Annotated in this window: 21 protein-coding genes and 1 pseudogene; 15 read left to right on the plus strand and 7 right to left on the minus strand. The window is 70.7% G+C overall.

What is annotated here, in order from left to right; genetic code table 11:
• The first annotated feature begins 51 nt into the window (after positions 1-51).
• The 5 genes from DK427_RS02830 (at position 52) to DK427_RS02850 (ending at position 4,360) form a co-directional block, all read left to right on the plus strand.
• Complete coding sequence (locus DK427_RS02830; protein WP_245930774.1) at positions 52-588, plus strand: protein phosphatase CheZ; 537 nt, start codon at positions 52-54, stop codon at positions 586-588.
• Positions 589-674: 86 nt separating this feature from the next.
• The gene (locus DK427_RS02835) at positions 675-1,469 is read left to right on the plus strand and encodes a creatininase family protein (protein WP_109949939.1); all 795 of its coding nucleotides are present in this window, start codon (positions 675-677) and stop codon (positions 1,467-1,469) included.
• A 183-nt stretch (positions 1,470-1,652) separates the two neighbouring features.
• Positions 1,653-2,225: a sigma-70 family RNA polymerase sigma factor gene (locus tag DK427_RS02840; RefSeq protein WP_109953959.1), complete on the plus strand. Its 573-nt coding sequence runs from the start codon at positions 1,653-1,655 to the stop codon at positions 2,223-2,225.
• Between the two features lie 3 nt (positions 2,226-2,228).
• On the plus strand, positions 2,229-2,882 hold the full coding sequence (locus tag DK427_RS02845; protein ID WP_109949940.1) for an NrsF family protein: 654 nt from the start codon (positions 2,229-2,231) through the stop codon (positions 2,880-2,882).
• A gap of 263 nt (positions 2,883-3,145) precedes the next feature.
• Positions 3,146-4,360 (plus strand): GGDEF domain-containing protein, encoded by a 1,215-nt coding sequence (locus tag DK427_RS02850; protein WP_109949941.1) that lies wholly within the window; start codon positions 3,146-3,148, stop codon positions 4,358-4,360.
• 13 nt (positions 4,361-4,373) lie between these two features.
• On the opposite strand, the gene DK427_RS02855 is transcribed toward DK427_RS02850, so the two are convergent.
• Entirely contained in the window at positions 4,374-4,874 is a 501-nt protein-coding gene (locus DK427_RS02855; RefSeq protein WP_109949942.1) for a YcgN family cysteine cluster protein, read from the minus strand.
• 313 nt (positions 4,875-5,187) lie between these two features.
• On the opposite strand from DK427_RS02855, the gene DK427_RS02860 reads away from it, so the two are divergent.
• From DK427_RS02860 to DK427_RS02870, 3 genes are read left to right on the plus strand one after another with little or no spacing between them, the layout of a single operon-like run.
• Complete coding sequence (locus tag DK427_RS02860; RefSeq protein WP_109949943.1) at positions 5,188-7,449, plus strand: transglycosylase domain-containing protein; 2,262 nt, start codon at positions 5,188-5,190, stop codon at positions 7,447-7,449.
• Entirely contained in the window at positions 7,446-8,129 is a 684-nt protein-coding gene (locus DK427_RS02865) for a DUF1214 domain-containing protein (protein ID WP_109949944.1), read from the plus strand. Before DK427_RS02860 ends, DK427_RS02865 begins: the two co-directional genes overlap by 4 nt.
• Before the next feature lie 35 nt (positions 8,130-8,164).
• Positions 8,165-8,755: a DUF1254 domain-containing protein gene (locus tag DK427_RS02870; protein WP_109949945.1), complete on the plus strand. Its 591-nt coding sequence runs from the start codon at positions 8,165-8,167 to the stop codon at positions 8,753-8,755.
• Positions 8,756-9,681: 926 nt separating this feature from the next.
• Here DK427_RS02870 and DK427_RS02880 read toward each other — a convergent pair.
• Entirely contained in the window at positions 9,682-10,677 is a 996-nt protein-coding gene (locus DK427_RS02880) for an AraC family transcriptional regulator (RefSeq protein ID WP_245930775.1), read from the minus strand.
• On the opposite strand from DK427_RS02880, the gene DK427_RS02885 reads away from it, so the two are divergent.
• Positions 10,667-11,377, plus strand: coding sequence for a DUF2380 domain-containing protein (locus DK427_RS02885; protein ID WP_245930776.1), 711 nt, complete (start codon positions 10,667-10,669; stop codon positions 11,375-11,377). The genes DK427_RS02880 and DK427_RS02885 overlap by 11 nt on opposite strands.
• A gap of 51 nt (positions 11,378-11,428) precedes the next feature.
• Positions 11,429-11,697: pseudogene (locus DK427_RS26895) on the plus strand (transposase); the annotation flags it as partial.
• A gap of 202 nt (positions 11,698-11,899) precedes the next feature.
• Here DK427_RS26895 and DK427_RS25955 read toward each other — a convergent pair.
• The 3 genes from DK427_RS25955 to DK427_RS02900 form a co-directional block, all read right to left on the minus strand.
• On the minus strand, positions 11,900-12,628 hold the full coding sequence (locus DK427_RS25955) for a hypothetical protein (RefSeq protein WP_162559643.1): 729 nt from the start codon (positions 12,626-12,628) through the stop codon (positions 11,900-11,902).
• Between the two features lie 454 nt (positions 12,629-13,082).
• Complete coding sequence (locus DK427_RS02895; protein WP_109949949.1) at positions 13,083-14,393, minus strand: DUF5666 domain-containing protein; 1,311 nt, start codon at positions 14,391-14,393, stop codon at positions 13,083-13,085.
• Positions 14,394-14,404: 11 nt separating this feature from the next.
• On the minus strand, positions 14,405-15,241 hold the full coding sequence (locus DK427_RS02900) for a DUF6502 family protein (protein WP_109949950.1): 837 nt from the start codon (positions 15,239-15,241) through the stop codon (positions 14,405-14,407).
• A gap of 471 nt (positions 15,242-15,712) precedes the next feature.
• Here DK427_RS02900 and DK427_RS26610 point away from each other — a divergent pair, with 471 nt between their 5' ends.
• The 3 genes from DK427_RS26610 to DK427_RS02915 all read left to right on the plus strand — a co-directional run bounded on the left by DK427_RS26610 (position 15,713) and on the right by DK427_RS02915 (position 17,295).
• Complete coding sequence (locus DK427_RS26610) at positions 15,713-15,859, plus strand: hypothetical protein (protein ID WP_204165252.1); 147 nt, start codon at positions 15,713-15,715, stop codon at positions 15,857-15,859.
• A 54-nt stretch (positions 15,860-15,913) separates the two neighbouring features.
• Positions 15,914-16,645: an outer membrane protein gene (locus DK427_RS02910; RefSeq protein ID WP_109949952.1), complete on the plus strand. Its 732-nt coding sequence runs from the start codon at positions 15,914-15,916 to the stop codon at positions 16,643-16,645.
• A gap of 275 nt (positions 16,646-16,920) precedes the next feature.
• Positions 16,921-17,295, plus strand: a complete 375-nt coding sequence (locus DK427_RS02915; RefSeq protein WP_109949953.1) for a phospholipase A2 family protein — start codon at positions 16,921-16,923, stop codon at positions 17,293-17,295.
• A gap of 74 nt (positions 17,296-17,369) precedes the next feature.
• Here the strand turns inward: DK427_RS02915 and grpE are convergent, their stop codons facing one another.
• Positions 17,370-17,987: a nucleotide exchange factor GrpE gene (gene grpE / locus DK427_RS02920; RefSeq protein WP_109953961.1), complete on the minus strand. Its 618-nt coding sequence runs from the start codon at positions 17,985-17,987 to the stop codon at positions 17,370-17,372.
• A gap of 97 nt (positions 17,988-18,084) precedes the next feature.
• Positions 18,085-20,880, minus strand: coding sequence for a [protein-PII] uridylyltransferase (locus DK427_RS02925; protein ID WP_109949954.1), 2,796 nt, complete (start codon positions 20,878-20,880; stop codon positions 18,085-18,087).
• A gap of 243 nt (positions 20,881-21,123) precedes the next feature.
• On the opposite strand from DK427_RS02925, the gene DK427_RS02930 reads away from it, so the two are divergent.
• The gene (locus tag DK427_RS02930; protein ID WP_109953962.1) at positions 21,124-22,107 is read left to right on the plus strand and encodes an aliphatic sulfonate ABC transporter substrate-binding protein; all 984 of its coding nucleotides are present in this window, start codon (positions 21,124-21,126) and stop codon (positions 22,105-22,107) included.
• A 5-nt stretch (positions 22,108-22,112) separates the two neighbouring features.
• Positions 22,113-22,892 (plus strand): ABC transporter permease, encoded by a 780-nt coding sequence (locus DK427_RS02935; protein ID WP_109949955.1) that lies wholly within the window; start codon positions 22,113-22,115, stop codon positions 22,890-22,892.
• Positions 22,893-22,897: the final 5 nt, after the last annotated feature.

Below are 22,897 nucleotides of genomic sequence, written 5' to 3' on the forward strand. Positions count from 1 at the left end.
CCCGACCCGAGCCTCTCGGGTTCCAGGATGTTTCGCGTTCGAGGAAACGCCATGGGTTATTCCGGAACTTTGGCCGCCGATGCGGCCAGCAGCCTGTCCCCGCAGAAGATGGTCGCCGAGCTGATCCAGATCGCCGACTACATCAGTCACGTGCGCGGCGAGATCGCGGCCCTGCGGGCCAACGAGATCACCCGCGACCGCATCCCGATGGCGCACGAGGAGCTCGGAAACGTGCTCGCCGCCACGGCCGGGGCCACCAACACCATCATGGAATCGGCCGAGGCGATGCTGGCGCTGCCCGACGACGCGGATTACCGCGCCAACGTCGAGGCGCAGATCTACACGATCTTCGAGGCCTGCGCCTTCCAGGACATCACCGGCCAGCGCATCTCCAAGGTGGTCGAAGCCCTCCGCCACCTCGAATTGCGCCTCGCCCGCTTCGCCACGGCGGTGCGCGCCCGCGACGAGGCCGGGCTCGACGCGGCCGAGGCGGCGCGCAAGGAGCGGGCCGAGCGCCTGATCCTCAACGGCCCGCAATCGAAGGGCCCGGCCACCGCTCAGGACGACATCGACGCCCTCTTCGCCTGAGGCTCGGACGAGCGTTGCCCGCACCTTGCGCGGGCACGGGCGCGGCGTGCTAGACGGGCGGCCCCACCGCCCGCGAGACACGGACGATGCCCGCACGCGCCTGGTCCGAACTGACCGCGGAGGAGATCCGCGCCCGCGAGGGGGCCGGCGCCATGGGCCGCGCGGTCGCCGTCCTGCCGGTCGCGGCCGTGGAGCAGCACGGGCCGCACCTGCCGCTCGCCACAGACGTGGTGATCGCCGAGGGCTACCTCGCGCGCGCCGCCGCCCTCGTGCCCGACGATCTCGACGTGCTGACCCTGCCGGTGCAGTCCGTCGGCAAGTCGGACGAGCACGACGCCTTTCCGGGCACCCTGACGCTCACCGCCGAGACGGCGCTCAGGGCCTGGACCGAGATCGGCGCGGGCGTGCACCGCGCCGGCTGCCGCCGGCTCGTCATCGTCACGTCCCACGGCGGCAACAGCGCGCTCATCGACCTCGTGGCGGCGGAGCTGCGCGGACGTCTCGGCATGATCGCGGTGACGACCGCCTGGGCCCGCTTCGGCTACCCGCCGGGCCTGTTCCCGGCCGACGAGGTCGCCTACGGCATCCACGCGGGCGGGATCGAGACCGCCCTGATGCTGGCGCTGCGGCCCGACCTCGTGCGGGCCGACCGGATCGCCGACTTCCCCTCCCGGGCGTTCCGGATGCGCGGGGACTTCGCGCATCTGAGCGCCGGCCGGCCCGCCGCCTTCGCCTGGAAGGCGCAGGACCTGCACCCGTCCGGCGCGATCGGCGACGCGCGGCTGGGGCATGCGGAGGCGGGCCGGGCCGCTCTCGACCACGGGGCCCGGGCCTTCGTGGCCCTGCTCGCCGACGTCGCCCGCTTCGAACTCGATGGCTGAGCGCCGCGCGGCGTAACCGAGCCCGGTCCGCGCGCGAATGCACAGGGCCGGCCGCCGCCCGCCGGCGGCCTCGTCACGCCGGCCGAACCCATGCTGCTCGCCCTGGACGCCCGCTCCGACCCGCTCTTTTCGCTGCGCCCGCGGGCGTTAGAATCCGCCCCGCAGGCACGCGGCGGGGCGGCGATGGCGCTGGAGGAAAGGTTGGCCGCCGCGATGCGGGCGGCGCAAGGGGGCGACGCGGACGCCTACCGCGCCCTGCTCCGGGACTGCCTGCCGGTGATCCGGACCGCCGTGCGCGTGCAGGGACTGCGCGGCGAGGCCATCGAGGACGCCGTCCAGGAGACGCTCGTTACTCTGCACCGGGCGCGGGCGAGCTACGACCCGGCGCGGGCCTTCCTGCCCTGGCTGCGCGCGATCGCGCAGCGCCGGGCGGTCGACGCGCTCCGCCGCGCCGGTCGCCGGCCGCGCGAGGTGCACGATCCGGTGGCCTACGAGAGCGAGCCGGACGCGCGGCCTGAGCCCGGGGACGGCCTGGAGGCGCGGGAGCGCGCCGCCGATCTCGCCCGCGCCGTGGCGGCCCTGCCCGCGGGGCAGCGCCAGGCGGTCGAGGAACTGGCACTGCGCGAGCGCTCGCTCGACGAGGCGGCCGCGCTGACCGGGCGCAGCAAGGGCGCGCTCAAGGTGAACCTGCACCGGGCGATCAAGGCGCTGCGCGCGAGCCTCGCGGGTCCCGGAGCGGGACCTTCGGGAGAGTAGCGGATGCCCGAGACCCAGCGCCTCTCGCACGACCGTCTGGTCGAGGATCTCGCCGCCCGGCTCGCACCGGTCCGCCCCCTGCCCTCCCCGGGCCTGCGCGCGCTGGCCTGGGCCGGCGCCGTCCTCGCGCTCGGCCTCGCGCTCCTCGCCGTGCTCGATCTGGAGGGCCTGCGCGGGCCGCGACCGGCCGAGGCGTCGCTCGTCCTGCTCGGCGCCGTGCTGACAGCGCTCACCGCAGCCTTCGCCGCCTTCGCCACCAGCGTGCCGGGACGCACGGCGGCCTGGGCCCTGCTGCCGCTCGCGCCCGCCGCCCTCTGGATCGGCGCGAGCGGGCCGGGCTGCCTGCGGGCCCTCACCGGCCCCGGGATCGAGGCCCCGCACGCGCTGCCCGGCTGCCTCACCTTCCTGCTCGGCGTGTCGCTGCCGCTCTCGCTGCTGCTGGTGCTGATGCTGCGCCGGGCCTGCCCCTTGCGCCCGAACCTCACCGCGGCGCTCGGCGGGCTGGCGGTCGCGGCCGCCGCCGCCGCCCTGCTGATGCCGTTCCATCCGCAGGAGACGACCGCGACCGACCTCGCGGTCCACGGAGCGACGGTGCTCGGCGTGATCGGCCTCAACGGACTCGCGGGTGGGCGCCTGCTCGACCGGAGACGCCGCTAGAGCCGTTCCCGATCGCGTTGCGATCAGGAACGGCTCTAAGCGCTTGTTTTGACGCGCTCTCTTGCGCCGAACCGGCGTCCACTTCGGCGGAGAGCGCTCTAGCGCGGGTGCCGGTTCGGTACCGCAAAGCGCCTGGGAACGAAGACTGGGAGCGGTGCCGCGCGCGTGCAGAGACCGGCACGCGCCGGAACTGCACTGCAAGGCAAATATCTTACAAAGAATTTACACAGCGAGGGTACATGCATTCATGAGGGGATACCGACATGAGTGCGAACGCGATCCAGCGTCTCGATGAATTGAATAGTGGCCGACCACTCGACTGGTGGTTGCGTTTCTCGGCACCTGTTCAGGCCCGCTACGACCTTGAGCATGCGGCGGGCCGGACCGCCGACATCCGGACCGCGATCCTCATCGGGCTGATCCTCTACAACGTCTACAACGTCACGAGCATCGTGCTCCTGCCCGACGTCCTCCTCCTCTCCCTCGTCCTGCGCGCTGCCATCGTCACGCCGGTCTCCCTGGCGCTGGTCTGGGCGATCGGCCGCACGCCCCCGCAATGGACCGAGCGCCTCGTGCTCGGCGGGATCCTGAACGCCTACCTCGTTCCGGTCTTCCTGTTCTGGCTGACGCGCGATTCGCTGGGCCTCTTCACCTTCGGGGAATTGCCGCTCACCATCGTGTTCGCCAACATGGTGCTGGCCCTGCGCTTCCAGCACGCGGCGATCTTCACGGCCTGCGCCTTCGCGCTCACCGTGCTGGCGGTGCTGACGAAGGAGGGTCTCGACGCGCCGCTCCGCTTCAGCTTCGCCGTGCAGATCGGGACGGCCTGCCTGTTCAGCCTCTACGCCAACCACCGCATCGAGCGCCGCCGCTGCGGGGACTACCTGACCGCGCTGGGCGCAACGCTGCGGGCGACCAGCGCGGACGCGGCGCGGCGCGAGTTCCAGAACCTCTCCCGGACGGACGCCCTGACCGGGCTGCCGAACCGCCGCCACCTCGCGGAGCAGCTGGACGCGTGGTGCGCCACGCCCGACGCCGTGGCGCTGATGATGATCGACATCGACCACTTCAAGCTCTTCAACGACGCGCTCGGCCATCCGGCGGGCGACGACTGCCTGCGGCGCGTGGCCGAGGTCTTCGCCGAGGCCGGGACGGGGGACGACGCGCTCTGCGCCCGCTTCGGCGGCGAGGAGTTCTCGCTCGTCCTGCGCAACGCGAGCGAGATGGAGGCGGCGCGCCGGGCCAGGAACCTCGTCCAGGCCATCGAGGCCCTGAACATCACCCATCCCTCCCGCGCCGACGGCATCGGCAAGGTGACGATCAGCGTCGGCGTCGCAAGACGGTCAAACGGCGTCCCGGCCTCTCCCGCCACCCTCCTCGCGGCCGCGGATCGAGCCCTCTACCAGGCCAAGAGCCGGGGTCGGAACCGCTTCGTGCTCGACAGGGGCGAGGCGGACCGTTTCGCGACGGCGGGCTGAGGCAGCGGACCGCCTACTCCTCGTCCGGCAGGAGCCCCGGCCAATCCACGATGCGCTCGGGATACTCCTCGTCGAGGAACTCCTCCTCGTTGCCGGAGAGCCGCCCGCGCACGGAGATGCCGGCCTCGTGGACGCTGCTCGCGCGGCCCGAGACCAGGGGATGCCAGTCGAACAGCGGCTCGCCGTCGCGCACGAGGCGGTAGGCGCAGGTCGGCGGCAGCCAGGGGATGGTGCGCACCGCCTCCGGCGTCAGCCGCACGCAGTCCGGCACCCGCTTCTGGCGGTGGGCGTAGTCGCGGCAGCGGCAGCCGATCCCGTCGAGGAGCGTGCAGCCGATATCGGTGTGATGGACCTCGCCCGTATCCTCGTCCTCGAGCTTGATCAGGCAGCAGCGCCCGCAGCCGTCGCACAGGCTCTCCCACTCCTCGGAGGTCATCGCCTCCAGGGATTTGGTACGCCAGAACTCGTTCGACGGCACGGCCGCGCCGCGGCGCGGGGCCCTGGGGCTTCCCATCGGGAGCCTCTCAAGCATCGGGGGGTGGAGCCCCCGTCTGCCGCAAGGCACGCCCGCACGCAAGCGTGGCCGGAGAACGGTCATGGATCCCAAAGGTCCGCGACCTTTGGCGGGTCCAGGGCGGAGCCCTGGAGAAGTCCGGCGCCACCGGGCCGCCCCATTCGGCCATCAAGGTTAAGCGGAGGTTGACGGGCTCCGGATCCGCCGCCCGAACGTTGTCCGCGATCAAGCCTCGCGGACGGCCGCGGGGCTTGGTAAGGAGAGTCGGCTCCCGACTGCTCTCCCTGGTGCCTTCGAAGCCGGATCCTCCGTCGTGCGTCTGCCGAACCTCACCGCGATCCGGACCCGCATCCAGCGCGCCGCGCTGGGCTTCGACGCCTGGGTGAACGCCAGCCTCTACGACAGCGGCCAGTCGACCGGCATCGTCTACGAGCGCTTCCAGGCCGCGATGAACCGCTTCTCGGTGCGGGGCTGGAAGCGGGTCGCGATCGACCTCACGAGCGAGGGGGTCACGATCGGCGCCGTCGGCTTCCTGGGATTGCTCGCGCTCGCCCAGCCCGCCTTCAACCTGACGAGCGAGAACTGGCTGAAGCAGCAGGACCTCGCCGTCACCTTCCTCGACCGCTACGGCACCGAGGTCGGGCGCCGCGGCATCAAGCACGACGACTCGCTCAAGCTCGACGAGTTTCCCGACATCATGATCAAGGCGCTGGTCTCGACCGAGGACCGGCGCTTCTACGAGCACTGGGGCATCGACCCGATCGGCACGATGCGCGCGCTCGTCAACAACTCGCGCGGCGGCGGCAACACCCAGGGCGGCTCCTCGATCACCCAGCAGCTCGCCAAGAACCTGTTCCTGACCAACGAGCGCTCGATCGAGCGCAAGGTCAACGAGGCGTTCCTGGCGCTCTGGCTGGAATTCCACCTCAGCAAGAACGAGATCCTGAAGCTCTATCTCGACCGGGCCTATATGGGCGGCGGCACCTTCGGCGCGGTGGCGGCGGCGGACTACTATTTCGGCAAGCCGCTGAAGGACATCAGCCTCGCCGAGGCGGCGATGCTGGCCGGCCTGTTCAAGGCGCCGACGAAGTACGCGCCCCACGTCAACCTGCCGGCGGCCCGCTCCCGCGCGGTCGACGTACTGCACAACATGGTGGAGGCGGGCTTCGTCACGGAAGGCCAGATCCAGACGGCTCTGCGCAACCCGGCGACGCCCGTGACGCGCACCCGCGACATCACGGCCGACTACTACCTCGACTGGGCCTTCGGCGAGATCAAGCAGATGGCCGACGCGGGCAAGTTCCGCAACGACCGCGTGCTCACCGTGAAGACGCCGCTCGACGTCGCGATCCAGAAGCGGGCCGACGAGGTGGTGGCCAACGTGCTGCGCAAGTCCGGCGACGCCTACGACGTCGAGGAGGCTGCCCTGGTCATCCTCGATCCGGACGGGGCGCTGCGCGCGATGGTGGGCGGGGCCGATTACGGCGAGAGCCAGTTCAACCGCGCCACCGACGCCCTGCGCCAGCCCGGCTCCTCGTTCAAGCCCTACGTCTACGCCGCCGCGCTCGCCTCGGGCCAGTACAAGCCCGAGACCGTGGTGGTGGACCGGGTGACCTGCATCGGCAACTGGTGCCCGCAGAACTACGGCCGCTCCTACTCGGGGCGGCAGCCCCTCTGGCTCGCGGTGGCCAAGTCGATCAACACAATCCCGATCCAGGTCTCGATCCAGCTCGGCAAGGCGATGGGCATCAGCCACGACGCGCGCGCCGCGGTGGCGGGCCGGAAGAAGATCATCGACACGGCCCACGTCATGGGCATCACCACGCCGCTCGTCGACTCGGTCTCGCTGCCGATCGGCTCGGCCGAGGTCACGGTGATCGACCAGGCGGCGGCCTACGCGGTCTTCGCCAACGGCGGCCAGCGAGCCAAGCCCTACGCAGCGATGGAGGTGAAGAACTCGTCCGGAGAGGTGATCTACCGCCACGCGGACGAGCGCCCTGAGCAGGTGCTCTCGACGCAGGTCGTGGCCGGCATGAACTACATGCTCAACAAGGTGGTCGAGGAGGGCACGGCCCGGCGCGTCCAGATCGAGGGCGTGAAGATCGCGGGCAAGACCGGCACCACGAACGGCTACAAGGACGCGTGGTTCGTGGGCTACTCGGGCAACTATGTCGGCGCGGTCTGGTTCGGCAACGACGACAGCACCTCGACCAACAAGATGACCGGCGGCTCGCTGCCCGCGCAGGTCTGGCACGACGTGATGGAACCCGCGCACCAGGGCATCGAGCTGAAGCCCCTGCCCGGGCTGAAAGTGCCGGCCCCGAGCGCCCAGGCGGCGGCGCCCACCGCGCCGACGAACCCGGCGGCGAGCAATTACGGCAAGCTCTCGCGCCGCTCCTTCGAGGTGATCAGCGGCGTGAACGGCCTGTTCCGCACCATCGAGGCGCCGCCGCGGCCAGGCGCGCAGCTCGAACCCAAGATCACCCCCAAGATCACCCCCAAGACCGACCCGAAGGGCGCGCCGCGTGCGCTCGCGGAGAGCGGCGGCCCGGCCGACCGGACGGCGACCCGATGAGGTCCACATTGAGGCCCGCGGTGACGGCGCAGGCCGCCGCGGCCGCGCGGGCGGGCGGCCGGCTGGGGGGGGTCGCGCTCCGCCTCTGGCACCGGATCACCTGGGTCGGGCTCGCCCTCTACGCGCTGGCGCTCGGCGCGGTGCTGGGGCTCGCCAGCGCCGATTGGGCGACGCGGGGCGGCTACCCGTTCGGCGGCGTCACGGTCGGGGCCTGGACGATCTGGCCACGGGCGGGTGCCACCAGCGCCGATCCCTACACCCGGGCCGTCAACGCCCGCCGGGGCGAGATCCCGCTCGCGGTCGGCGAGGGCCTTCTGATGACGGCGGCGACGGACGATGCCGGCCGCGGACTCGACGCCGCCTGCACCTACAGCATCACCGGGGCGACGCCGCCGGCCCGGGCCTGGACCCTGACTGTCTCGGGCCGCGGCGACCCGGATCCGGCCCGGCCGCCGGTGCGCGAGGGCTTCACCGCGAGCGAGATCCTGCGGGAGCGGGACGGCCGCTTCGCCGTCGCGCTCGGGCCCGAGGCCGAGCCGGGCAACTGGCTGCCGAGCCCGCGCGCGAGCGGCCCCCTGCGGCTCGCCCTGCGCCTCTACGACACGCCGGTGGCGGCGAGCGCCGGCAGCCTCGACCGGGACGCGGTGCCGGCGATCACCCGCGTGCGCTGCCGGACGTGAGGCCGGACGTGAGCCCCGAGCCGGACGGCACCCCGATGAGCCTGCGCTTCGCCTACGCCACCCTGTGCGGGCTGACGCTCGCCGGCCTCGTGCACGTGGCAACCGTGCTGGCGATCCCGCTCCTGTCCGAGGCGGACGCGCTCTCCCGCGCGCGGGCCAGCGAGAGCCTCGACCACCCGCAGCCGATCTACACGGTGGCGACCACTGCCAGCCCGGCCCCGGCCGAGGCGTGGCTGCCGATCCCGGATCCCGCGGTGGCGGTCGGCGTCTGCGCCTACGACCTCGCGGACGGGCCGATGCGCGTCTCGGCCCGCACAGGCCCCCTGATGCTCACGCTCGCCGCGCACGGGCGGCGCGGCGCCTACTACGCGGTGACCGACCAAGCGGCGGTGCGCGGCGCGCTCGACCTCGTGATCCTCACGCGTGCCCAGTACGACGAGGCGCTGGCCAACGACGACGAGAGCGAGCCGAGCCGAGACGTGCGCATCGTCGCCCCCGACCGCCAGGGCTTCGTGGTGGTGCGGGCGCTGGCCGGCCTGCCGAGCCAGCGCCCGGCCGCCAACGCGGCCGTGCAGGCGGTGGCCTGCTCCATCGACAGCCAGAGCGAGGAACCGCCCGCGCGGTAGGGATGTTCGGCGGCCGAGACGAGCTCGCGCGCCGTAGCCGTCATGCGGATCCGTCGACCCTCTCCGTTCGATGGGATGTATTGCCTCAAGAGCAGCCTCGCGCGCCGCTGGATCGGCGAGCATCGCTGCGGCGTCCGAGGCTACCTGCCCCGTCCGTGCCGCAGATCCACGCGTTGCCGCGACGCCTCGACTGGCGCGGGGTCGTCCGTCTGCACGCGCAGGATCCGAGGCTGCCCGACGTCGAGCAGCGGGTTTCTTCCGGCTTCCGGAGGTCGTCGCAATTTTTGTCAATCCGGCTCGGTTGTTGCGCCGATTTCAGCGCTGTAAACCGTAACGGGTAAGGCACGAATGGACCGAAGCAGACGCCAGTATCGGTATTGAGGCTCTGCACAACCTTCGGCTGCATCGATAGATCCCACTCGAAGAACGCTCCGGCCGAGGGTGCTTTTGCATGTCCAGCAGATTGCGCGCGCACGCTGAAGCCCATCAGTTCGACCAACTCCTCGTATCGGCCTTGGACCCGAACCGGGGCCCGCGGAGCACCTCGGACGATGCGGCACCGACCGCGATGCGGCTCGAGGGGAGCATGATCCAGACGACATCGAGGCTCGCACGCCACGACGCGTCGCGTGCGTCTGCGCGCTCGATGCATTATCCATCCGTGTCGGCAACAGGACCGGAGCAGCGCTTCTACCAGCTCATCCTGGCCTGTACGCACCTGTGAGTCGTGGTGACTGTCGCTCACGCCCTCAGTTCCTGCGGGAGGGCCGGAACATCATCGCCGATCCACGACGACGCGCCCTTCACAGAGCACGATGCCGGAATCCCCCCTGCGATCCCAAACGTTCCCGGATGCGGCCGCACGTTCGAATTCGACCGGCCATACGGGCACGTCCAGACAAGCCGCCGAATAGCAGGCGTTCGCCCTAAGCTTGTCCAGGCTTGCTCGACGCCAGCCGGGATCGCGACGAGTGGTGGCGCCGCCATTGGCTGGGTGTGGCTCCGGTCCATCCCAGGAACGCGCGCGTGAAGTGAGCCGCATCACCGTAGCCGAGTTCCGCAGCGATGCGGCCGATACCCAGCGTCGTCTCTGCCAGCCGCTCGCTGGCCCGGCGAAGCATGACGCGGCGATGGATGTCGGCGTAACACGTGCCAGCCTCCTCCAGGCGGCGCTGGAGTGTCCGACGCGAGAGGCCGAGGCGCCGGGCGACGCGATCGATTGACGGACCGCCCTCGTCGAGATCGAGGGCGATCACGTGCGCGACGCAACCCGCGAGCCCGTCATCGATCGGTGCGCCTTCCATCCCCCCCTCGCGAGCGGGGTGTATGCGGCGGGGATTGAGTGCACCGAGAAGTGGGGCAGGGAACACGAGCCCTGCCCGCGGGCCCAGCGCGACCTCGCATCCGAACAGCGCCTCGATCTCACCGCGGGCCGGCAGCCACGCTCCCGTCACGACGGCGCGCTTCGGCCGCCAACCCGCACCGAGGAAATGGCGCGCGGTACCGAGCAGGTAGCCGAGCGCCAGGATCTCGTTGGCCTGACGCCCAATCTCGATCCGCTCGGCGACCTCGTAGCTGTAGAAGGCCTCCGTGCCGTGGCAGCGGACGCCGGTCAGAGTTGCAGTCTGCAAGAGAACCGGCGTGACGATCTCCACCCGCCCGAGGGCGGCTCCGAGGGTTTCGGCAGACTGCACCTGCACGCCGATGGGGCCCAGACCGACGATGCCGGCGCGGGTCGAGAGCCGTGCCGGCAGGGCAGCATCGCCGATCTCCCGGATAGCCGCTTCAACGAGCGCGAGTTGATCCCGAAGCAGGATCAGCCGGTCGGGGGTGTCGAGCAGCGTCAGCGGCATCCCGGCGCGACCGAAGACGCGACGCACCGATCCGCCGGCCGCAGCGACCGCGTCGGCGATGGGGCCCATCGTGCGTGCCCGGGTCAAGCCGTGTGCCGGCATGAATCGCCTCCCGGTCGTCAGGCTCGGCGCTTTGGCGCCGAATGGCAAGATCGAGCGCCGCGAAGCGTCTAGGCCGGGACGCCCGGGCCGGCGCGCAGCCAGCCGGATTGTTCTGGAGAAGACGATGATGCCGGCCTTCATCGAACGCGGAGCCCCGCTGCGCCTCTTCCGGATCGCCATGATCGGGAGCGCGCTCGCATCCTTCTCGGGGGTACCGGCCCACGCGGCAGGTCCCGCGCCGGTCCCTATGGCGGTGCTGCCGCTCAAGCTACTCGACACCTCGGGCGAGCCCACGGATCAATCCGCTCAACACGAAGCGCGTCTCGCACGCCTGACGGACGAGATCGCGGTCGATCTGACCGGAACCGGTCTCTACAGCGCCGCGGTTCTCCCCGCCGAGCACTTGAGGCGGAATTGTCCTGCCGGCCAGGCGGCCTGCCTGCTCCAGGCCGCTCGGGATCGTGGGGCGCACCTGATCTTCGTCGGCGTCGTGCACAAGAGCAGCACGCTGATCCTTCAGTTCTGGGCGCGTCTGGTCGATGTGCGCACAGGCCGGGACGTCCTCACCCGCGACCTGAACTTCCGGGGGGATACCGATGAGGCGTGGCAGCGCGCGGAGGCATTCCTCGTCGCGCAGATCCGCGATGCGGCCGCGGCGCCCCCTTGAGGCGGCTCTGCAAAGGGGTTCGCACGGGTGAGGCGAGCACAGATGTGGACTTTGCGAGGCTGCGAACTGACCGACCCGCCGTGGGAGCAGATCGCCCCGCTGCTGCCTCCGCAGAAGCCGCGCTGGGCCGACCTGCGGGTGATCACCGCCAAGTGCGGAACGGCCTGCTCCGGATCCTGCGCACGGGCGCGCCGTGGAAGCACCCGCTGCGCTCGGGTTCTCTGAATCCTAAAGTCGAGCTGGTCCGACCGCTGGCAATGGCAGGCGTGGTCGATCGGGTGCTACAGCGGCTGCAGACGCAGCCGGATTATCAATCTGCTTCGGCAAATCGTTCTACATCAGTCTTTAGCCAACTCTTTAGATGATATCAGTTTTCTTTAGTACAGTTTCATAATCATACCCGTTGATGCCGAGCTGAATCCATTTCGGTCCTCATTTTTGTCATCGCCATGCGAAAGGTCATATCGTGCGAGGAGAGAGTGTCTCCGATGAAGCGATCGACGGCAAAGTGCCCGCGCGGTGTCAGTTCAAGGACTTTGCCATGCTTGCCAGATCTCGACAGGAGGTTGCCCTCTTCGGCTGCGAGCAAAATGTTGCGGAAATGCGACCTTGTGATACCGTGCCTGCGCTGCAAAAAATTGAATATCTTTCATCTTCGTCTTGATTTTTGACGCCTTCTCGAGAAACAGCCAGATGCATCAACGCGATTCCACCACCATTCATACTGTGAAATGGGTATAAATCGACATTTTTCGCGAGAAACCGAACGATGATCTCGAATATTCCTGACGCCGATATGCGCTGATGCTTCATGAACGAGGAATTATCTGACGAGGCGACGCTATATCCAAATCCAGGATAAAGATAGTCGAGTATGCTGTAGTACGATGCCGCTGTCTTACCATACCATGCCAATGTGCTGTCGCTGGGCCTGAGGATACGAACCCGACCGTCCATCTCGAATCGATCCAAACTCACATGACCGGTTTGAACAAGACGACGAACAAAATCATCGATGAGGCGCGAACCGGTGAGGCCAAGCGAGGCTATCGTCTGCTTGAGACGTGTGAGCGTTGGCAATGTCTTCAGATCTTCCGGATCCCACGCATCGTACAGATCCAACAGAGTACCAAGGATCATCACGCGATACGCAGTACTCTGCCAACCTCCTGGAAACGTGTCGATCGCGTAGTGCTCCGTTGTGTCAAGAACGTACTGTCGTCGTATCTGAGTGAAATTTGGATGCATCATGATTTCTCCTGTCGTATGGTGATCTACTTCAGGGAGAAATCTTTCAAATATCTCGGGACTATTTCGAAGCATTCCCTCGCAATATCTATATGTTTGCATGTTTATGTTCAACTTTAGCCGATCAGTAGAGATTTATACCTATAGAGCGCGCACTCCGTCTCCGACAAGGCCGCATAATTCGAATGCATCAGGGCCGAGTGCTGACCAACGGTATCGAGCAGTATCGTCAACCCCCAACGAGAAGCGGGCGAGCAACGATTTCGCCGTGATCACGCTCGGTATGGTCATGCTCCGACCGACCTGATTTGCAGAGAGGCCCCCAAACCGGTCGTCCCACGCCTCCTGCAGGGCAATGTGCAGCCCGATTCATGCCGAGGCTTAGCCCGGATCAGGCTGCCGGCCGAGACTCCAGACCTCCGAGGACCGTTACGCGCCCCGATCACCCGTGGGGCCTTCAGCGTCGGCCGCCACCGAAGCCGCCCGGCCCGCCACCGCCGAAGCCCGGCCCGCCACCACCGGGGCCGCCGAAGCCGCCTCCGGGACCGCCGGGTCCTCCGAAGCCGCCCGGATTGCCCCCGGGCCCTCCCCCTGGGCCACCCGGCCCGCCGAAGCCGCCGGGCGGTCCGAAGCCGCCGGGTCCCACCGTGCCGGCGCCGGGCGGGCGCGTATCGATGCGCAGCCCCGGCCCGGGCCCCGCGCCCTCCGGTCCCGGGACGCCTCCCGGGCCGTGGCCCGGTAGGCCGCGCAGGTCGAGCCGGTCGCGCTGGAAGCCCGGCCCCTCGAAGCGTCCGGGCTCGCGAAGCGGGGGCTCGCGCACCGGGGCGAGCCGGTCCTCGACGCGCAAGCGCTCGATCGTCAGGCGCCCGTCGCCCGCCACCTCCGTGGTGAGCACCGCCCGGACCGCGCCGGACCGGGGCAGGTCCGCGCCCGGCGCGCCCGAGACGGGCAGGCCTGAGCCCAGGGTCATGCCCCCCTCGCGCCGGCCGATATAGGCCTCGATCGAGGCGGTCCGGATGCCTGGGGGCAGGCCAGCCTCGGCGGCGTCGGTCACCGCGAGCCCGCCGTCCCGCAGTCGCCCAGCGACCGCGGCGCGGCGCCCCACCGGCAGGGGCCCGGCGCCCGTGAGCCGCAGGCCGCCGATCCGCAGCGCGCCGTCGCCCCCCCGCCGGACCGGACCGGCGACCCGGTCCGGGCCCGCCGCGCGGGGCTCGATTAGGCTCGCCACCACGACGCCGTCCGGGCGGCGCAGGCCGCTCACCGCGACGCGCTGGCCGATCGTCCAGACGCCCCCCGCCGTGCCGGTCGCGACGCGCTGGCCCAGCACCGTCAGGCTGTTGCGGCCGACCGCCTGGACGGGGCCCACCACCTCGCTCGTCACGTCGATGCGCCGGGTGGTCAGTCCGCCAGCGGACCCGCCGCCCGCGAGCCGGGCCACCACCCGCACCACGTGGCCGATGCGCAGGTCGGACGCCCGGGCCGGCGCGCCGTCGATATGCACCGCGACGTCGTCCGGGTAGCCGATGCGCAGGTCGTTCACCACGATCGAGCCGAAGCGCCGGATCGTGCCGATCACCCCCGTGCCGCCGATGCCGCGGTCGCCCTCGCCGGGCGCGTCGGTCGGGCGGGCCCCCGTGCCGCCGATGCCCTGATCGCGAACCGGCGCCTCCTGCGCCGGCAGGCGCCCGGGCAGGAGGGCCGCGCCGGCGAGGAGGCCGAGAACGAGCCGGCGGCTCGGGCGAACATGTGGACGATGGTCGCGCGCCACGCGCCCGCTCCTCAAACGGTTCCGGGAGGCGCGGGCGGGGGCGCCGCCTCGGCGTAGACGTAGAGGCCGAAATTCCAGCGGTGGTTGCCGCCGGGATCCGTCTGGCAGGCGGCGTGGGCCTCGCGGTTGGCCTGTTGCAGCGCCTCCATGGCGATCTCGCGGGCTCGCGCCTCCAGGCGCCGGGCGAGATCCTCCGAGAGCCCGTCGTAATGCACCGCCCGCTCCAGAAAGCGGGGAGCCTCGCCGACGATGTTGGCGACGCTCGCCGCGATATGGTCGTGCAGGTTGCGGCCGAAATAGTAGAGTTGCGGTTCGCCGCCGCCCTTGGGCACGTAGGCGGCTTCCGCCAGCACGACGCGGTCGTCTGCGTCGAGGTGCGCCAAGCCCCGGTCGAGCCACTCGTCGAGCACGGCGCGCGGGCGCAGGTCCCGGGTGATGCCGGAGACCAGGGCCTCGAAGGAGGCCGCATCGCCGGGGCCCGAGCGGGGCAGCGGCAGTGGCCGGCCCTGGGCGTCCGTGAATCGCGGGTCGGCCAGCCAACGGGCGATGATCCGGCTCGTGCGTGAGACCACGGCCGGCACCGCGCTCACCGGGGCGCCCGCGCCGCGAAGGCGCCGCACCTCCTTGCGGTGGATGCCGGTGAGCAGCGAGACGCGGCTGTCCGTCTGCTCCTTGCCGGGGAGAGCGAAGTCGTACTCGGCCACGTTCACGTAGAGTTCGCGCAGCAGATTCGTCAGCGCCGGGAAGGTGATGCCGCGGGCCACGAACAGGCGCACGAGCGGGCGCAGCAGGCGCGCGACCGGCGCATGCAGGGCCGCGCCCTCCGAGGATGCGATCTCGTCCGACATGGATCCGACCTTAGCCGCCAAATCGTGGGAGACAATCCCACAGGGTGCGCCGACGCACCTCACCCCCGGTTTTTCCGTTTGACGTGGGATTTTTGCACACGTAACTATTTCGTGGTCAAATTTCCCACGGAGCAGGAGCCTGATGATGGCCGAGAGGATCCGCATGGTCGCCCCACCCGCGCTGCCGCCCCTGCGAGACGCTTTCCGACCGGCGGCCCCCCGCGGCCGCGCCCCCGATGCCGCGCGCCTCGCACGCCTCGCGCTGTGCTTGGCCGCCCTCGCACTGCCCGCTCTCGGAAGCGTCGCCGCGGACACGGTCCACCGCGGCGTCTCTCCCGGAACGCAGCAGGCCACCGCCCTGCCGACCCCCTCCGGCAGGACGGCGGCTCCACAGGCCTCCCGAAGCGTCCCGGTGCTTCGGGAGGCCGCCCTCACCCACCCGCACGCTGGGTCGATCCGATGACGGTGCGGATGAGTGCGGCCGGCTTCGCCGGGCATCGCCCCGGACGCCGCACCCCCGACCTCGCGGAGGGCTGCGGCGGCGCACGGGTCATCGACTTCGCGATCTGCCTGATCCTGGCGGTGACCGTGGTCGGCCTGCTGCTCGCGGCGCTCTGAGGCCGCGCGCATCCCAGCGGCCGCGCCGAGCGGCCCCAACACGAGACGAGATCCATGCTGAGAACCCTTCCGGCCGCCCTCGCGGGCTTGGCTGCGCTGACCTGCGCGGCGGGCGCCGCCGACCTGCCCCGGCGCGCCGTACCCCCGCCGCCGCTGCCGAGCCTGCCGGTCTTCACCTGGACCGGGCTCTATGTCGGCGTGAATGCGGGCTACGGCTTCGGCGGCGGCAGCGGCTTCACCGACCCGACCTACGGCACCGCTACGGGCGGCGGCAGCCGCGGCGGCTTCGTCGGCGGCGGCCAGATCGGCTACAATTACCAGCTCACGCCGGGCGCCGGCTGGGTGCTGGGCGTCGAGGCCGACATCCAGGGCACGGCTTTCGCCAAGGCGGATGCGACCTATCTGGGGACCGCGCCGTACTACAGCGTGCGGCCGAGCCTGGACTATTTCGGCACGGTGCGCGGCCGGATCGGCTACGCCTTCGACCGGGTGCTGGTCTACGGCACCGGCGGCTTCGCCTATGGCGGCGGCGCGCGCGGCGCCTACGCGGCGACCTACCCCTACACCTTGCCGGAGAGCTTCCGCACCGGATACGCGGTCGGCGGCGGCGTCGAGTACGCCTTCACGGAGAAACTCTCGGCCAAGATCGAGGGTCTCTACGTGAACCTGCGCCGCAGCTTCTCGGGCGCGACCTTCTACGACGCCAGCACCGCGGCCTATTACGGCGGCGGCCGCGATGCGGGCGATTTCGGTCTCGTGCGCGCCGGCCTGAACTACCGCTTCTAACCGGCGCCGGCGCCCTTCCCGGCGCAGGTCGGGAGGGGCGCAGGGCCCGCACTGGTCGGACCGGAACTGCGCGATCGATGGGGATCAGTATCCAATCCGCATTCTTCCGTGCTGGAACGAAGCCCGGCGAAGGCTGTAGCGTCCAGCGCCGCCCGCCAGAGGGTAGAATCAGTCGGTTCGACGGCTAAGTCTTGTTCCGCCACGCGGGACGCTTGGCCGGACGCATCGGCCGATCCCGCCCGCAGGATGGGACGTTCGCCGAACGGGGCCCGACCGTGACCGCATCCGGATTCCTGCACCGCGCGGTGATCGCCTGCGCCCTCGCGGGCGCGCTCGCGCCGGCCGCGCGGGCACAGGACCTGCCGCGGGTCGATTCCGGCCGCGGTCGCTTACTGATCCACGGCAACTTCTGCGGTCCGGGCAACCGAGGCCCGGGATACCCGCCGATCGATGCGCTCGACCTCGCCTGCGCCCGGCACGACGCCTGCTCGCCCCCGCTCGCCTCCGGACGGTTGGCGGCCTGTGCCTGCCACGACCGCCTCCATGCGGAGGCGGATCTCGTGGCCCGCGATCCCCGCACGCCGCTGTCCGTGCGCGACACCGCCCGGTTCGTCTCCGACTTCGCCCTGGCGCTGCCCTGCAATCCCTGACAACGCGAGGAGCCCGGCGCCATCGGCACCGGGCTCCCGTCTCGGCCGTGCTCGACTGGATCGTGCCGGGGCGATCAGGCGTCGGCGGGGTTGGGCCCAGCCTTCGGCCCACCCTTCGAGACGCCCACCAGGGCCGGGCGCAGCACCCGATCGCCGATGACGTAGCCGGACTGCACCACCTGCACCACGGTGCCGTTGGGCACCTCCGTGTTCGGCACCTCGAACATCGCCTGATGGCGGTTCGGGTCGAAGCGCTGCCCTTGCGGCTCGACCGCTTTCACGCCGTGCCGCTCCAGAGTCTTGGCGAGGTCGCGCTCAGTCAGCTCGATGCCCTCGATCAGCCCCTTCAGGGCGCCGTCGGCACTCGCACGGGCCTCGGCCGGCACGCTCTCCAGGGCGCGGCGGATGTTGTCAGCCACGTTGAGAACGTCGCGGGCGAAGTTCGTCACCGCGTAGGTGCGCGCGTCCGCGACCTCACGCTCGGTGCGGCGACGCAGGTTCTCCATCTCGGCAAGCGTGCGCAGCGCGCGGTCCTTGAACTCGTCGCGCTCGGCCGTCAGTGCGGCGAGGGCCTCGCCGTGCGGGTTCGCCTCGGGCTGCTGGGCCGCGTCGGCATCGCCCCCCGCCTGAGGCTCGGCCCGGGGCGCGGCGCCGTCCGCGGCCTGGTTCCGGCGCGGGTCGTCCTGCTGCATGTCGTTGCTCGTCATGGCGTTTCAGTCGTGGTGATGTGCGGGATCGCCGCTGATATCAGGCCGGCGCTCCCTGAAATCAACCCGCGGCGGCGGCCCTTCAGGCTTCCCGCGGCGGGGGCGCGGCGACCAGCGCTTCCAGCCCCTCGGCCTTCAGCGCCGCGACATCGCCCGCGAAGATCTCCATCACGGCGGCCCGGATCGCGGCGAGGCGGTCGGGCTGCGTGACCCGGGTGCCGATGAGGTCGGTGATGTAGAACACGTCGACCGCGCGCTCGCCGAAGGTCGCGATATGCGCCGAGGTGATGTTGAGCGAGAGCCGGCTGAAGGCGGTGGTCAGCTCGTAGAGGAGGCCCGGCCGGTCGAGGCCGGTGACCTCGACCACGGTCTCGCGGCTCGACAGCGCGTTGTCGATCGCCATGTCGGGCGGCACCAGGAAGGTCTTGGCGCGCGCGCTCGCCACCGGCGGGTGCTTGTCGGCGACGAGATCGGCGATGCGGATCTCGCCCTTGAGCGCCCGCTCGATCGCCGCGGTGATGCGCTGGCCCCGGCGCAGCTCGTCCTCGTCGCGCTCGAAGGCGCGGGAGACGTAGATCGAGTCGAGAGCGAAGCCGTCGCTCGTGGTAAAGATCTGCGCGTCCACGATGTTGCCGCCGGCCGCCGCGCAGGCGCCGGTGATGATGGCCAGAAGCCGCGGGTGGTCGGGCGAGTAGACCGTGATCTCGGTCACGCCCCGCACCGGGTCGGTCTCGACATCGGTGGCGCTGGTTCGGCCCGACTCGACCACGCCCCGGATGAAGTTCGCGTCCTTGAACTGGCGCACGCCCTCAACCTTCAGCCAGTAGGCCTGGTTGTGGCGGGCCGCGTAGGCGTCGAACTCCTCGGCCGACCAGTCCGGCAGCTTCTCGCGAAGCGCGATCTGGATCATCCGCACCCGGTCGGTGCGGGCGATCTCGGAGTGGCCGCCCGAGAGCCGCACCTCGGTCTCGTCGTAGAGGGTGCGCAGCAGCGTGCCCTTCCAGGCGGTCCAGACGCCGGGGCCGACGGCGGCGATGTCGGCGACCGTCAGGATGGTGAGGAGCTTCAGCCGCTCCAGCGTCTGCACCACGCCCGCGAAGCGCTCGATCGTCTTCGGGTCGGAGAGGTCGCGGCTCTGGGCCGTCATCGACATCAGGAGGTGGTGCTCGACGAGCCAGGCCACCGTCTCGGTCTCGGCCTGGGAGAGGCCGAGGCGCGGGCAGAGCCGCTGGGCGATGGCCGCGCCCGCCACCGAGTGGTCCTCGGGCCGGCCCTTGGCGATGTCGTGCAGGAGGATCGCCACGTAGAGCGCGGTGCGGTTGTTGATGGTGTGGATCACCCGCGAGACCAGCGGGTGCGCCTCCTGCACCCGGCCCGCCTCGATCGCCGCCAGCACGCCGACCGAGCGCAGCAGGTGCTCGTCCACCGTGAAGTGGTGGTACATGTTGAACTGCATCATCGCCACGATGCGCCCGAAATCGGGGATGAAGCGGCCGAGCACGCCCGCCTCGTTCATCTGGCGCAGCACGGATTCCGGCGCGTTCTTCGAGGTCAGGATCTCGACGAAGAGCCGGTTCGCCTCCTCGTCGGCGCGAAGCGTGGGGGTGATCAGCCGCAGCGAGCGGGTGGCGAGGCGCCGCGCGTCCGGGTGGATCGGCAGGTTGTGCCGCTCGGCCAGCCAGAACAGGCGGATCAGGTTGACGGGGTCGCGCTCGAAGGCGTCCTCGGCCCTGAGGTTCACCCGGCCGTGGTCGATCCAGAAATCCTCCGCCTCCATGGCGGTCGCGCGGAAGCGGTCGCGGAAACGGCCGATCCAGCGGTCGAGCACCGGCGTGCGCTTGGCGTGGCGCGCCTCCAGCTCCGCGCAGACGATGGCGGTGAGGTCGCCCACGTCCTTGGCGATCAGGAAATAGGCCTTCATGAAGCGCTCGACGCCCGACAGGCCGCCGCGCGGCCCGTAGTTGAGGCGCTCGGCCACGCGCGGCTGGAGCCCGAAGGAGAGCCGCTCCTCGGGGCGGCCGGTGAGGAAGTGCATGTGGCAGCGCACGCGCCACAGGAACTCCTCGCAGCGCTCGAACAGCCGGTACTCGTCGGGCGTGAACAGGCCCGCATGGACGAGCTCGGCCTGATCGCGCACCCGGTAAGTGTACTTGGCGATCCAGAACAGGGTGTTGAGGTCGCGCAGGCCCCCCTTGCCGTCCTTGACGTTCGGCTCGACGAGGTAGCGGGAGGAGCCGGCCTTCGAGACCCGCCCGTCGCGCTCGCGCAGCTTCGCCTCCACGAACTCGGCGGCCGAGCCGACGACGAGTTCGGAATCGAAGCGGGTGATCAGCTCCTCGAACAGGATGCGCGAGCCGAACAGGAAGCGGGCCTCCAAGAGCGCCGTGCGGATCGTGAAGTCCGCGCGCGCCTCGCGCAGGCATTCCTCGACCGAGCGCGTGGCGTGGCCGACCTTCAGCTTGAGGTCCCAGAGCACGTAGAGCATCGCCTCGACGACGCTCTCCGACCACGCGGTCTGCTTGTAGGGCAGCAGGAACAGCAGATCGATGTCGGAGCCCGGCGCCATCGTGCCCCGGCCGTAGCCGCCGGTCGCCACGATCGCGAGCTGCTCGCCCGTCGTCGGGTTGTCGTTCGGGTAGAGGCGCCAGCAGACCGCGTCGTAGATCGCCCGCACCACCGCGTCGGTGAGCCGCGACAGGGCCTGCGCGCAGGCCATCCCGTCGCGATCCTTGAGGAGCTGGGCCTCGGCCGCCGCGTGGCCCTCGGCGATGACCGCCTTGAGCTGCGGCACGAGGGCGGCCCGCAGCTTCGTCGGCTCCCGCGCCTCGCGGTCGAGATCGGTCAGAATCCTGTCGAGGGCGGCGGCGGCGTCGAACATGAATACCCGTTACAGCGGCTCCGCGGCACCGGGCCGGCGGAGCCTAGGGCCGAGCGACACGAGCCCGAGGCCGCACCTGCCAGCGGTTTAGCACGATCCGGCACGGCTGCCAGCGGCGGAGGTTCTTCCACGCGGACGGGGCAGGGCACCTGTTTCGTTCTTTATTGCGGCGGGGTTGTTTGACTCGAAAAACGCTACCGCTTAGCTCGATCCGAATTGAGCGGGTGGAAAGATATGTCGCGCATGCGTCCGAGTCGCCGTGTCCTCCTGGGTGCCGCCGGCATCGCCCTGGCGCAGCTCGCGGGCCTGGTCCCCGCGCCCGCCCGCGCCGAGGCGCCGACGGAGATCCGCCTCGACTGGGCGACCTACAACCCGGTCGGGCTCCTGCTGAAGGAGAAGGGCTTCCTGGAGGAGGCCCTGAAGCCCCGCGGCATCAAGGTGCGCTGGGTCCAGTCGCTCGGCTCCAACAAGGCGCTCGAATTCCTGAACGCGGGCGCGATCGATTTCGGCTCGGCGGCCGGCGCCGCAGCCCTGGTCGCGCGCATCAACGGCAACCCGATCAAGGCGGTCTACGCCTTCTCGCGGCCCGAATGGACAGCGCTCGTCACCCGCAAGGACACGGGCATCGCCCGGCCGGCCGACCTCAAGGGGCGGCGCGTCGCCGTCACCCGCGGCACCGACCCGCACATCTTCCTGATCCGCGCGCTCCAGGGCGCCGGCCTCACCGAGAAGGACGCCAAGCTCGTCCTGCTGCAGCACCCGGACGGGCGCACCGCGCTGGAGCGCGGCGACGTCGATGCCTGGGCGGGCCTCGATCCGATGATGGCGGCGGCCGAGATCGAGGGCGGCGCGGTGCTGTTCCACCGGGACGCGGCGGCCAACACCTGGGGCCTGCTCGACGTGCGCGAGGCCTTCGCCAAGGAGAACCCGGAGCTGGTGCGCGTCGTGATCGCTGCCTACGAGCAGGCCCGGGCCTACGCGCTGGCCAACCCGCAGGCGCTCGCGGCGGCGCTCGTCGCGGCGACGAAGCTGCCGGAACCGGTGATCGCGCGCCAGCTCGAGCGCACGGACATCACCCAGCCGGCGATCGGGCCGGCCCAGGCCGACTCGATCAAGGCGGCGGGCCTCGCCCTGCAGCAGGCGGGCGTGATCGCGGCCGGGACCGACGTCGCGGCGGCGGTCGACGGGCTGCTCGACCCGAGCTTCAATCCGGCGCCCGCGCGCTGACGCGCATGGTCTGGCTGCGCCACGGCGGCCGGGCCGCCCTCGGCCTGCTGCTGCCGCTCGCCCTCGCGCTCGGCTGGGAGATCGCGGTCCGGCTCGGCCTGGCGTCCGGCCGGCTCCTGCCGCCGCCGAGCCGGATCGGCGCGGCGCTCCTCGACCTCGCGGCCTCCGGCGACCTTCTGGTCCACGTGCGGGCGACGCTCGCGCGGGTCGGGCTCGGCTTCCTCTGGGGCGCGGGGACCGGCATCCTGGCGGGCGCGCTTGTCGCGACGGTGCCGGCGCTGCGCTGGCTGCTCGACCCGAGCCTGCAGGCCCTTCGGGCCGTGCCTTCGCTCGCCTGGGTGCCGCTCTTCATCCTGTGGTTCGGCATCCTGGAGACGCCGAAGGTGCTGCTGATCGCGGTGGGCGTGTTCTTCCCAGTCTATATCGGGGTGGCGGGCGCGATCGCCTCGGTCGATCGCAAGCTGGTCGAGGTCGGGCGGATCTTCCGGCTCTCCGGCATCGCCCTGGTGCGGCGCATCCTGCTGCCGGCGGTGCTGCCCGCAACGCTGGTCGCCCTGCGCACGGGCCTCGGCCTCGGCTTCCTGTTCGTGGTGGCGGCCGAGCTGATGGGCGCCTCCGAGGGTCTCGGCTATCTGCTGGTCGACGGCCAGCAATTCGGCAAACCGGACCAGATCCTGGCGGCGATCATCGCCTTCGCGGTGGTGGGCAAGCTCGCCGACGCCCTGCTGGTCGCGCTCACCGGCCCGCTGGTGCGCTGGCAGGACACGGTGCGCGAGAGCCTATGAGCGGA

The organism is Methylobacterium radiodurans, from assembly GCF_003173735.1.
Taxonomy (GTDB): domain Bacteria; phylum Pseudomonadota; class Alphaproteobacteria; order Rhizobiales; family Beijerinckiaceae; genus Methylobacterium; species Methylobacterium radiodurans.